This window comes from Niallia circulans (genome assembly GCF_003726095.1).
GTDB classification, from domain to species: Bacteria; Bacillota; Bacilli; order Bacillales; family Cytobacillaceae; genus Niallia; species Niallia circulans_A.
Genome location: NZ_CP026031.1, coordinates 1,329,533 through 1,341,949, shown reverse-complemented (window position 1 = coordinate 1,341,949; position 12,417 = coordinate 1,329,533). Strand labels below are relative to the sequence as shown.

The 12,417-nt window shown below is 34.9% G+C and carries 9 protein-coding genes; 2 read left to right on the top strand and 7 right to left on the bottom strand.

Annotation, left to right across the window (positions count from 1 at the left end; all coding sequences use genetic code 11):
• Positions 1-61 precede the first annotated feature (61 nt).
• The 7 genes from C2I06_RS06305 to C2I06_RS06275 all read right to left on the bottom strand — a co-directional run bounded on the left by C2I06_RS06305 (position 62) and on the right by C2I06_RS06275 (position 10,440).
• Positions 62-1,231, bottom strand: a complete 1,170-nt coding sequence (locus tag C2I06_RS06305) for a M20 family metallopeptidase (RefSeq protein ID WP_412973414.1) — start codon at positions 1,229-1,231, stop codon at positions 62-64.
• A gap of 182 nt (positions 1,232-1,413) precedes the next feature.
• Positions 1,414-2,220 carry an adenosylmethionine decarboxylase gene (gene speD, locus C2I06_RS06300; protein WP_095328823.1) on the bottom strand — a complete coding sequence of 269 codons (807 nt, stop codon included), beginning with the start codon at positions 2,218-2,220 and terminating at the stop codon, positions 1,414-1,416.
• A 115-nt stretch (positions 2,221-2,335) separates the two neighbouring features.
• Positions 2,336-3,265: a glutaminase A gene (gene glsA / locus C2I06_RS06295; RefSeq protein WP_095328822.1), complete on the bottom strand. Its 930-nt coding sequence runs from the start codon at positions 3,263-3,265 to the stop codon at positions 2,336-2,338.
• 113 nt (positions 3,266-3,378) lie between these two features.
• The gene (locus C2I06_RS06290) at positions 3,379-5,580 is read right to left on the bottom strand and encodes a sensor domain-containing protein (protein WP_123257702.1); all 2,202 of its coding nucleotides are present in this window, start codon (positions 5,578-5,580) and stop codon (positions 3,379-3,381) included.
• Between the two features lie 420 nt (positions 5,581-6,000).
• On the bottom strand, positions 6,001-7,797 hold the full coding sequence (gene cstA, locus C2I06_RS06285; protein ID WP_123257701.1) for a carbon starvation protein CstA: 1,797 nt from the start codon (positions 7,795-7,797) through the stop codon (positions 6,001-6,003).
• 149 nt (positions 7,798-7,946) lie between these two features.
• The gene (locus tag C2I06_RS06280) at positions 7,947-8,687 is read right to left on the bottom strand and encodes a LytR/AlgR family response regulator transcription factor (protein ID WP_123257700.1); all 741 of its coding nucleotides are present in this window, start codon (positions 8,685-8,687) and stop codon (positions 7,947-7,949) included.
• Positions 8,680-10,440 carry a sensor histidine kinase gene (locus C2I06_RS06275; RefSeq protein ID WP_123257699.1) on the bottom strand — a complete coding sequence of 587 codons (1,761 nt, stop codon included), beginning with the start codon at positions 10,438-10,440 and terminating at the stop codon, positions 8,680-8,682. Before C2I06_RS06275 ends, C2I06_RS06280 begins: the two co-directional genes overlap by 8 nt.
• Positions 10,441-10,597: 157 nt before the next feature.
• On the opposite strand from C2I06_RS06275, the gene C2I06_RS06270 reads away from it, so the two are divergent.
• Together C2I06_RS06270 and C2I06_RS06265 are read left to right on the top strand one after the other, a co-directional pair.
• Positions 10,598-11,224 (top strand): ribonuclease H1 domain-containing protein, encoded by a 627-nt coding sequence (locus tag C2I06_RS06270; protein ID WP_123257698.1) that lies wholly within the window; start codon positions 10,598-10,600, stop codon positions 11,222-11,224.
• A 216-nt stretch (positions 11,225-11,440) separates the two neighbouring features.
• Positions 11,441-12,388: a nucleoside hydrolase gene (locus C2I06_RS06265; protein ID WP_123257697.1), complete on the top strand. Its 948-nt coding sequence runs from the start codon at positions 11,441-11,443 to the stop codon at positions 12,386-12,388.
• The last annotated feature ends 29 nt before the right edge of the window (positions 12,389-12,417 follow it).

Genomic DNA, 12,417 nt, shown 5'->3' with positions numbered 1-12,417 from the left:
AATTTAACAAAAAAAACCTTACATTCAAATTAGGTTATCATTTGAATGTAAGGGAAAAGTACTAGTTTTTATTTTTTATAAATTCGGCTTTTATTTCTGCGAGTAATTCTTTATTCGTAAGAATTTCTAAACCTGTAAGAGCCATTGATTTTGCACCTAAAATCATGGCATCTCTACCTTGATCAGACATAGCAGCTTCTCTAAATTCATGAGTATGACAAGCGTATGCCTCATTACAGATTTTTACATAGGGATGAATAGATGGAACTACTTGGCTGACATTGCCCATATCAAGGGATCCTGAACCATCCCGCTGCTCCTGTATTTCAGATGCATCTACGCCTAAATCAACAAGCTGTTTTGTAAATAAATCAGATAAAGTTTGGTTGGTAATCATATCATCATAGGAGAATTCATAGAAACTAGATTTAACTGTAGCACCTGTTTGCAGGGCAGCTCCCTCTGCACATTGTTTTACTTTTTCTACTAATTTATTAACTTCTTCTCTTTTTCCTGCTCGGACATAAAACTGTGCAACAGCATAGTCAGGGACAATATTTGCCGCTTTTCCACCTTCTGTGATTACTCCATGGATACGCGCATCTGACTTTATATGCTGTCTTAGAGCATTGATACTATTAAAGGTCTGTAATACAGCATCTAGTGCATTAATGCCTAAATGCGGGCTTGCTGCAGCATGAGCAGCTTTGCCGAAAAATTCAAATTGGATAGCGTCCATTGCAAGTGAATCGGCGCTCGTCATATAATTATCTAATGGATGGACCATCATTGCCACATCTAGCTCCTCAAAAATTCCTGCTTCTGCCATTGTTACTTTCCCGCCTTTTGTTTCCTCAGCAGGCGTACCGTAAACAATCACTTTTCCTCCTGTTTCGCTTAAAACTTTACTAAGACCAATTCCAGCAGCAATTCCCATAGTCCCGATTAAATTATGTCCACATGCATGACCAAGCTCAGGAAGTGCATCATATTCTGCCATATAGCCGATAACGGGACCATCATTGCCGCTGTCAAAGGTTGCTTTAAAGGCAGTAGGTAAATCACAGATCCCTATTTCAACGTTAAAACCATGCTGTTTTAAGGTATCAGTTAAAATTTCACAAGCTTTAAATTCTTCATGGCCTAACTCAGGATTTTCTCCAATATAAATACTTATATCTTTAAATTTTGCTTCGTTTTCATTAATTGTATCTAGGATGATTTGTTTCATCATTTTCGCACCTTTCTATCTTTCTACAATAATAGTTTACCAATTTTTTATAAAAAAGCTAGAAAAATATGTTTAAAAATAATATCGTTAGTATATTTATACATTAGATTTATAAATATCTTACGATAAATGAAGAAACTGGCTTCGCTTTATTTAAAAGTTGTCGCCAGTTTTGTAATAGATCACTTTATATTTTTCCCATAAAAAATTTCATTCATTTCCTGTGTGAGTTTTGCTGTTATCATCATACGATCATCTTCAGTCAGTTCTTCTTCTTTACAGGCAAATAAATAATTATTTAAATGGAATTGTTTTAACTTGCATTTTGTATGAAATATATTTTCTTGATAGATATTAGCATCAATCATATCAAATTGTGATTTTGCTTCTTCGGGAATATAGTTTTGAATGGAATTGATATCATGATCGATAAATAGTTTATGCCCAAGTATATCACGGGTAAATCCCCTTACACGATAATCTATAATCATTATATCTGTATCAAAAGAGTGGATTAAATAGTTTAGTGCTTTTAATGGCGAAATTTCTCCACACGTCGAAACATCAATATCGGCACGAAATGTACTGATTCCTTCATCTGGATGATATTCAGGATATGTATGGACCGTTATATGGCTTTTGTCGAGATGCATAACAACGGAGCCTGGAAGTGGTCCAGGTGATTCCTTAAATACTTCTTTTGAAGTATCAGCAACTGGTCCCTCAGATACGAGCAGTGTTACACTTGCTCCTTGTGGTTCATAGTCTTGCTTTGCAATATTTAGAACATGTGCGTCAATAATATCGGAAACATTTTTCAAGATTTTTGTCAGCCGCTCAGCGTTATACTGCTCATCGATATATTGAAGATAAGCTTCTCTCTCGCTTTTTGTTCGAGTATAACAGATATCATACATATTAAAGCTCAATGACTTAGTTAAATTGTTAAAACCATGTAATTCTATACGCTGCTGAGGTGTTAAACTCATGTTTATCCCCCTTTTAAACAATTGGTACAGTTATGTTACCCGAACAGATTGGGGAATAACCAAAAAATCACTAATCCTCATTTTTAATAGAAAAGATTAGTGATAAGCTTTATTATTAGAACATACTTAAATCATATTTTTTTGCAAGAATTTCTAATAGTTTTAAGCCCGCAACACTATTGCCTTTGTCATCTAGTGCGGGACCAGAAATGCCAATTCCAAAGCGAGAAGGTACTGCGCCTAAAATTCCGCCGGAAACACCACTTTTTGCAGGGATTCCGACCCGAACAGCGAATTCTCCAGATGCATTATACATGCCGCATGTAACCATAAATGTTTTGCAAATACGAGCTACATGTGCTGGCATTAACTGTTTGTTTGTGACAGGTTCCTTACCATCTAAAGCAAATACGATCCCGATTCGTGCTAAATCTAAACAATTTACTTCGATTGAACATTGCTTTGTATATAAATCCAATAATTCTTCCACATCTTCATTAATGATGCCATGTTGTTTCATAAAGAAACAAAGTGCTCTATTCAAATGCGATGTATCAAATTCTGATTTAGCCACCTCTGCTGAATAACCTATATCACTATTTCCTGATAAGAGCTTAACAAATTCAATGATCTTCTGGAATCGTTCATCGACTGTGTTCCCTTCAATCATATGAGTAACAGCAAGAGCGCCTGCGTTTATCATCGGATTTAATGGCTTCGATGGGTTACTCATTTCTAGTTTTACAATAGAATTAAATGGATCGCCAGTAGGCTCATAGCCAACTTTACTAAAAACATACTCTTCTCCTGATTCAATTAGTGCTAATGCTAAAGTAATGACTTTTGAAATGCTTTGTAAAGTAATTTTCTCATGAATGCAGCCTGCTGAATAACATGTACCATCAGAGTGATAAATAGCTACAGATAAATCATCTGGGTTTGCTTTGCTAAGTGCTGGGATATAATCAGCAACTTTCCCATTATGTGTATATTGTTTTGCTTCTAACAAGATACTTTCTAATTCTTCATTAGATTGACAAGGCATTTTTTCACCAACTTTACGAAAAATTTTTGCATCCCTTTTTATAAAATATAAAAAAGAATTTCTTTATGATAATAGTATATCCTTAGAAACAAAAAATGAAAAAGATTTCTCGTTTATAAATAGTACTTTTCTAACTCAGATGAGGTCAATGGTTTGCTAAAGTAATAACCTTGTACGATATCGCATTGATGTTTAATGAGAAAATCGATTTGATTTTCTGTCTCTACTCCTTCTGCAATGACAAAAAAATTCATATTATGTCCCATATCAATAATGACTTTAGCTAAAGAGCCTTTGTGGATAGGATGGCCTATATCATCAATAAAAGTTTTATCAATTTTAATGGTATCAATAGGCAGTGATGTTAAATAACTTAACGAAGAATAGCCTTTGCCAAAATCATCAATCGATATTTGAAAGCCAAGGTTTTTAATATTAGCTAATTCGATTTGGGCTAATTCAATATTTTGCATAATGCTTTCCGTTATCTCTAACTCGAATTTTTCTGGATTTATTTCTAATCTTGTTATTTCTTTTTGTAGAAAAGGTATGAAATCAGTGTATTGAATTTGACGAGCCGAAATATTGATAGCAAGTTTTAAATCTTTTTTTCCTTCTCTTTCCCATTTCTTTTTCTGCGCAAATGCCTCCGTTATGACCCATTCTCCAATCGATAGTATTAGATTAGATTCCTCAGCAATTGGGATAAATTCATCTGGAGACAAATAGCCGTATACCGGGTGTTTCCAACGTAGCAGAGCTTCGACACCAAATATGCTGCCAGTATAGATATTGATTTGCGGCTGATAGTACAACTCTAGTTCTTTATTGCTAATAGCTCTTCTTAGTGCCATCTCCAATTCCATTTTTCGCGCTCCTTTTTCTGCAATGGAAGCGGAGTAAAATTGAAAATTATTTTTTCCCTGGTCTTTGGCAACATACATCGCTGTATCGGCATTTTTTATTAATGATTCTTGATCTTTTCCGTCTAATGGATACATACTGATACCGATACTTGGTGTCACGAAAAATTCGTCATCTTTCACTACAATAGGATAAGAAAAGTGGTTTATTATTTTTTGGGCAGTCTCAGCTGTTTCTAATTTTGTTTTATTCTCTAATAGGATTAAAAATTCATCTCCCCCCAGGCGAGCAACAAAATCATTTTTTTCGATAGCTGATTGCAAAATAGTAGATACTTCTTGTAAAATGATATCTCCTATCCCATGTCCTTTCGTATCATTTATTCGTTTAAATTGATCCAAGTCTAAAAACAATATAGACATTCTTTCCACTTCTTGGTTATAGAGTCGATCATTTAAATGATGCATACAACTGTTTCGATTTGGTAATTTTGTTAGCGTATCTGTGAAAGCTAGTTCTTTAATTTTTAATTCCGCCTGTTTCCGGGATGTAATATCTCTTCCAACAACCAAAACAGCTTCTTGTCCGCCAAAAAGAATTGGCATGCAATTGATTTCCAAAAATACGTTTTTCGTTAATTCTTTCGTCAATTCAATTTCCATCTCAACGACATTTTGGTTTAACTTTTTGCTTTTCTTATATTGTTGCACAATATTTTGATAAGTATCTGCAAAAAGTAAATCGCTTATGGCTAGTCCCTGTAAAGAACTATAGTCTTTACCTAACATTTTGGTGCCAGCCTTATTTATATATTGAAACTTGTAATCAACTACTACTGCAATAATATCTGGTGAAATATCGACCAGTTTACTGAATTTATCTTCGTTTTCTTTGCTATCCGTTATATCAATTAACACGCTTGTAAACTCGGTCATTTCCCCAGTTGTTTTATCAAATACAGCGATTCCTCTATCTTTTATCCAGCGGATTTTTCCATCTGGTTTAATAATACGATAAGTGCTGACAACGACATCTTGATGGGTTAAAAGCTCTGCTCGTTCCGTCAAAACTTCTTGATCAGCTGGGTGGATTACATCTTTCCACAAATTGTAATTTTTATAAAATGCCTCTGCTGAATAACCATAAATAGCTTCAATTCCAGCTGTTACCATTAATTTATTTGTTTTCAAATCATGAAACCAAATCGCAATGTCCAGTGTGTCAAAAATAGACTGTAATTTTTTATTGCTTTGAGCAAATTCGCCAAGTACATAGGTGAACTTTTTTATTAATTGATAAAAAACATATAGTAAGCCACTAGTAATAATTAATTGCAGTAGAATAAAAAGCTCTTTATTTATAGAAGCAGCAAAGATATTTAAAATTACAGATAAAAGTACAAAAAAACAAATGGCTACCATCCATTTTGTTTCACTGTGTTTATAATCCATAGAAGAACTCCTTACGTTTATTTATGTCAAGAAAATTTTTATTAAAATTATTACTAGGTAATATAACAAAAATACTTCTCCCTTACTATCCATAATTCCATAAAGTTAAACTATTGACAATAAGTTTTTAAGTATACGTATACATAGAATACACTTATTAGGATTCGTTTATAATTTTTATTTGAGAAATCTATTTATTGGGGAAAGATAGTGTGGATATATGCAAAATGGGAATGGACATGGGAATAAGAACAAATCTAAATCTTTTTATAGTCACTTCCATTTTTAAAATATAAGTCAGATGGAAAATCAATTTTCAAATGAATAAAAAACCCAAACAATCATACGAAATAACACAGCAAGATTCGTAGATTATTTGGGTATAGCTTTGACAGGAAAATTAGTTTAAACCATTCTATCTTAATTTAGATTCGGTGCTTCCACATGAACGCGGGGCGTATTCCAGGTGTCAAACCATTTTTTGGTTGCAGCTATAATTATGATAACCCCTAATATTAGCATGATGATTGATAGTACGGCATTAAGCACATTATAACCTGACGCTTCTGGGTTTAAATAAACGTTTTTAACCATCCACACCCCAGCATAATTTACTGTTACAAATAAATATGCCATCGGTATAAGACAAGTCAGCATATATCTACGTTTATCAGCCACTTTTAAAATAACGGTTGCTCCAACAATCAGCCCGATCGTTGCCATGAGCTGATTTGAGACACCGAATAGTGCCCATACCGAGCTAATATCTCCTGAAAATAAGAGATATCCCCACATTAAACATGCTAATGCACTTGCGAAAATAGAACCAGGCAGCCAATCCACTCTTTTTAGTGGTTTGTAGAACTCACCAAGAAAATCTTGAATTAAATAGCGTGCAGTTCTCGTCCCTGCATCAATGGCTGTTAATATAAAGACCGCTTCAAACATAATCACAAATTGGAAGAAATAAGATGCTAGATGGGAGAACCAAGAAATTTCTGTGAAAATATAAGACATTCCAACTGCTAATGTAACTGCCCCTCCCGTTCTTCCTTCTAAATCAATGCCGATTTCACGACTTAATTCTGGTAAGTTTGATACACTCATGCCAAGTGTTCGAAATACTTCTGGGCTAGAATTGATCGCGAAATAATCTCCGGGATGAAGAGCAGTTGCAGCAATAAGTGCCATAATCCCTACTAAACATTCGACGAGCATCGCACCAAAACCAACTACTTTAATATCAGTCCACTTATCAAGCATCTTTGGTGTTGTGCCAGAGCCGACAAAGGCATGAAATCCGGAAATAGCACCACATGCAATCGTAATGGAAATAAACGGCCATACTGGTCCTGCGATAACTGGTCCCCCTCCATTTACAAATTCCGTAAATGCAGGAAATTCAATAGCAGGGTTAATAATAAATACACCAATAATAAGGGCGATAAATACACCGATTTTCATAAAGCTACTTAAATAATCTCGCGGTGCCAATAACAGCCATACAGGTAGAGCAGCTGCAAAGAATGCATAAATAGGAAGAATAATAGCTAATGTTTTTGTATCAAGAGTTAACCAATCTCCCATTACGGTGTCTTGGATCATCGGTCCTACAAATACACCTATCATTAACAGAATAAATCCAATGGTTGTGCATAGTTTGAGATTACCTGTTTTTTTATAAAATATGCCTACACCCATTGCAATTGGGATAGTAATTCCTACCGAGAATGTCCCCCATGGATTTCTTTCTAAAGCATGTAGAACTACCATCGATAAACCAGCCATGGTAATGGTGATAATAAATAACATAGCAAGTCCTGTGCAAAAACCTGCAACGGGGCCAAGTTCTTCCTTTGCTACTTCAGATAATGATTTTCCTTTTTTTCTCATACTCGCAAATAATACGACCGCATCATGTACAGCCCCTCCGATAACAGCCCCAATCAACAGCCAAATCAATCCAGGCAAATAACCAAACTGTGCAGCAAGAATAGGTCCTACAAGGGGACCAGCTGCCGCTATTGCTGCGAAATGGTGTCCAAAGGTCACCCATTTATTGGTCGGTACATAGTCTTTTCCGTCATTAAGTTCATGTGCTGGAGTTTTTTCTTTATCGTTAAGCTTTAATACTTTTACAGCCATAAAAGTCCCATATAACCGATAAGCAATCATTAAAATACAAGCAGATGCAATAACGATTGTAACCGCATTCATTTTATCTACCTCCTTTAATGGTTTTATTATAAAAAATGAAAAGGATAAAAAAGCGTTTTCAAGGTAAAATGCATAGAAAACTAGCTGAAATGCAAAAATGACTGGATAAAATACAATATCCAGTCTGTATATATAACAATTAAAATTACTTAAAATCCGAATAATTGTTTAATCTCTTTTGTATAGTTTCTACTTAAAGGCACTTTTTCGCCATTATTCATGCATAGTAAATACGTAGAATTAAACCATGGTTCGATTTCACAAATTTTTTCTTTATTAACTAAAAAAGACCGATGTACTTTCATAATGGGACTATTTACTAACTTTTGCTCTAATTGCGTTAATGTAAAAGTAATGACCAATTCCTCTTCTTCTGTAATTAGCAATGTTTTGCCATTTTGTGCACTTATATAGACGATTTTATCTAAATCAATAATCTTTATTTTGTCATTGGCTGTGACGGCTAACTTATTACTTTGAAGAGACGGTTTGCTTGGCGCTTTTCCTTGTGTTTCTTCTTTAGTTTCGCTCCGCTGATTCTGGATCTTTAAAATCGTTTGATTAATTCGTTCTTCTTCAAACGGTTTTAATATATAATCGACAGCATTTACGTCAAAAGCTTGAAGTGCATATTCATCATATGCAGTTGCAAAGACAATTTCCGGGCGATTTGCGGTATGCTTTAACTGTTCCGCTAAATTCATTCCATTATCTTCCCCAAGTTGAATATCTAAGAAAATAACGTCTATTTTTTGATTATCAATTATGTACAGAGCTGTTTCCAAATCATCACATTCGGCCACTATCTCTATTTTGCTGCTTCTTTTCAAGAGATATTTTAATTCATCTCTTGCTAATGGTTCGTCTTCGACAATTAATGCTTTAATCATCTACTTCCCTCCATATGCTTGGTTCCTTAGAAGGCAATGTAATCATCACCTTTGTTCCTCTATTCCATTCACTTTCAATGGTGAATTTGCCTTTCTCCGCATATAACTTTTTCACTCGTTCCTGAATATTCCAAAGTGCCGTACCTGTTCCTGTACTGGAGGATATATTTTTTTGCCCAATCATGTATAGAGTGTCCTCACTCATGCCTTTCCCATCGTCTTCTGTAATTAATACCATCCTATCTTTCTCTCTATATGCACATATCGTGATGGTCCCAACTGTACCCTTGGAAAAACCGTGACGAATGGAGTTTTCTACTAGAGGTTGTAATGTAAACGGCGGAATAAGGACTTTTTTTAATTCCGGCTCTATGGACTCTTTTATAATAAACTTATTGGGAAATCTCGCTTCTTCTAATGCTAAAAAGGCATGAACATGCTCTAATTCTTGACTTAAAGGGATCAGCATATTTTTAGCCCCTTGTATGTTGCTGCGGAAATAAGTAGATAATCTTTGGATCATCTGCCGCGCTTTTTCTCCATCTGTACGAATTAGCGCAGATATGGTGTTCATACTGTTAAAAAGAAAATGAGGATGAACTTGTGCTTGCAATGCTTTAATTTCTGCATCCTTCCATAATTTTTGTTGTAATTCTGCTTCTGCTAATTCAAGCTGTAAAGAAAATAACTTGCTTAACCCTTCTGCCAAAGTATATTCTACTAATTGAATATTTTTGGGATTGGCAAAATATAATTTAAGAGTGCCGACAGTTTTATTATTTGCTTTCAATGGTAACAAAATGGCAGCGTGCAACGGACATGCTTGATTGCTGCATTGAATCTCGTCTTTCTTTTTCGCTATAAGAATATTTCCTTCCCTTAACACTTTTTCTGTTAGTTTGGTAGAAGTTTTCTCTAATGGGATATGATGATCTCCGCCGAGCCCCTCATGTGCCAAAACAATGGATCGATTCGTTATGGATACTGCATCAGCATTAGTAGCTTTTAGCATAATTTTAGCAACTTGCTTGCTAGATTCAGGATTTAGTCCTTGACGAAAGTAAGCAAGCGTAGATTGAGCAATATTTAAAGCAATATTCGTTTGTGCTGCTTTCGTTTTTTCTTCCTCTAACAGAATATTTTGAATGATATAGATGAAAATCAGCATTCCAAACCCATTAATGACAATCATTGGAAAAGCAATGATTTTGACAAGTTCGAATGCAAGCTCAAAAGGGACAGCAATTAAAAGGATAAATAGCATTTGAATAATTTCCATGGTGATGCCGATAATCACTGCTTTGCTTGCGGAATCCTGTTTAATGGAGTATTTCCTCCCAAGCAGTCCAGTCAATAATCCAGCAGCAATGGTAGATAATCCACAAGCTAGTGCAGTGAATCCACCTAAAGTTAATCGGTGAAGGCCAGCTATTAATCCTACTCCCAGGCCAACTAATGGGCCACCAATCATTCCACCAATGGCTACCCCCATAATTCTTGTGTTAGCAATAGCACTTGAAACATCTAATTCATGCTGCCATGTATGGGTGCTAATACTTCCTTTTAATATTTCGACTCCAGTATAATTACTAATTATTCCGAAGACGCCAAAGATAAGAATTAACGATAGTTTATCGTGCCATTGTGACTCATGATGAATAATCGATCGGAAAATCTTTATTCTCGATAATAAGAAGGCAAAAATAACTAAAATACCGACTCGTTCAATCATTAGTGGAAGTAATTGCAGCAATTTATTTCCCCTCCCTATTTTACTCAACATCATTATAGTAAATTCCTAGATTTATAGAAAGCCTTTTCAAACATATTGTGGAGATCTGTCAGCATTTTCGTTTCGATCCCTTCCTGTGATATGATTATTTAATAGTTGTGAAAGGTTGGATGAAAATATGGCAGCAAAAAAATATTATGTAGTATGGAATGGTAGAAAAACAGGGATTTTCTCTACTTGGGCGGAATGTGAAAAGCAAACAAAAGGTTTTAAAGGAGCTTCTTTTAAGTCATTTCCTACTTTGGAGGAAGCAGAAAAAGCCTTTAAGCAAGATGGAAATATATCAAAATCAGCATCCAAAAGTTCTTCCGCTCAAAAACAATCTAATCAAACATTGGCGGCGATTGAGGAAAATAGCATTTCTGTTGATGCGGCATGTAGTGGTAATCCTGGAATGATGGAATATCAAGGCGTTGATACGAAAACAGGAGAAGTTCTTTTCCATTATGGTCCAGTATTCGGTACGAATAATATTGGCGAATTTTTAGGAATTGTACATGCATTAAGTCTTTTGCAAAAACAAGGCAAGAACACCACCATATACAGTGATAGTATGACGGCGTTAGCTTGGGTACGTAATAAAAAGGCTAATACAACATTAGTAAGAGATAAGCGTACAGAAGAATTGTGGCAATTAATTGAGCGTGCCGAAAAATGGCTGAAGCAAAATAACTATTCAAATAAAATTCTAAAATGGGATACGAATAAGTATGGTGAAATCAAAGCAGACTTCGGTCGTAAGTAAGGCTGTTGTTAATAATTATATTGTTTTGAGAACTTGGAGGTTTTCCAAGTTCTTTTTCTTCATTAAACATTCTTGTCACTTAAAGCTTAAATTGAATATTATTAATAAATAGATATTTTATTTAATTTACTAATTATTCACATTGATCTGATAGTATTATAGAATAGGTATAGAAAATAACTAGTTTATAAGTTTATTTACATAGGAGTGAATTTTTTGAAAAAGAAAGTATATTTTAATCATGATGCCGGAATTGATGATTTAGTTTCTCTGTTTCTTCTCTTACAAATGGATGAAGTAGACTTAATTGGTGTATCAGTTATCCCAGCAGATGGCTATTTAGAACCAGGCATCAGTGCAAGTAGAAAGATTATTGATCGATTTGGTCAAGGACCAGTAGAAGTTGCTAGATCTAATTCTCGCGGGGTTAATCCATTTCCGAAAGAATGGAGAATGCACACGTTTTATGTGGATGCCTTGCCGATTTTAAATGAAAGCGGTGAAATAAATACCCCTGAAAGTGAACTTCCAGCACATGAACATTTAATTAAAACAGTAAGGGGAAATCCCGATAAAACAACACTCTTATTTACTGGACCGCTGACAGATTTAGCAAGAGCACTTGAAATCGCTCCAGATATTCAAGAAAAAATTGAAAAATTAGTCTGGATGGGTGGAACATTTTTAGAGGTTGGTAATGTACAGGAACCAGAACATGATGGAACTGCTGAATGGAATGCTTTTTGGGATCCTTGGGCAGTTGCAGCTGTTTGGGCTAGTGATTTACAGATTGAAATGGTAGCGCTAGAAAGTACGAATCAAGTTCCACTAACCCTCTCTGTCCGCAATCATTGGGCATCATTAAGAAAATTTACAGGGATTGATTTTGTTGGTCAATGCTATGCTGCATGTCCTCCTCTTGTTCATGTAGAAACGAACTCTACCTATTATCTTTGGGATGTACTAACAACAGCAACGATTGGAAAAAAAGAACTAGTTAAAATGAAAGAAGTTAAATCAATTGCTTTAACAGAAGCGCCGTCCCAAGGGAGAACCTTAATAAGTGACAATGGCCGGGCTGTTTCTGTTGTATATGATGTAAAGAGAGATGACTTTTTCGCATACATTACCGACTTAGCAAAAATGGCGAAAAATAATTTATAAAAAATATCCGTTCCTATTTGAAAAAATAG

Bases quoted from the DNA above. Each gene is read 5' to 3' on its own strand.
- C2I06_RS06305 (WP_412973414.1), bottom strand. From the start codon at position 1,231: ATGAAACAAATCATCCTAGATACAATTAATGAAAACGAAGCAAAATTT.
- speD (WP_095328823.1), bottom strand. From the start codon at position 2,220: ATGAGTTTAACACCTCAGCAGCGTATAGAATTACATGGTTTTAACAAT.
- glsA (WP_095328822.1), bottom strand. From the start codon at position 3,265: ATGCCTTGTCAATCTAATGAAGAATTAGAAAGTATCTTGTTAGAAGCA.
- C2I06_RS06290 (WP_123257702.1), bottom strand. From the start codon at position 5,580: ATGGATTATAAACACAGTGAAACAAAATGGATGGTAGCCATTTGTTTT.
- cstA (WP_123257701.1), bottom strand. From the start codon at position 7,797: ATGAATGCGGTTACAATCGTTATTGCATCTGCTTGTATTTTAATGATT.
- C2I06_RS06280 (WP_123257700.1), bottom strand. From the start codon at position 8,687: ATGATTAAAGCATTAATTGTCGAAGACGAACCATTAGCAAGAGATGAA.
- C2I06_RS06270 (WP_123257698.1), top strand. From the start codon at position 10,598: ATGGCAGCAAAAAAATATTATGTAGTATGGAATGGTAGAAAAACAGGG.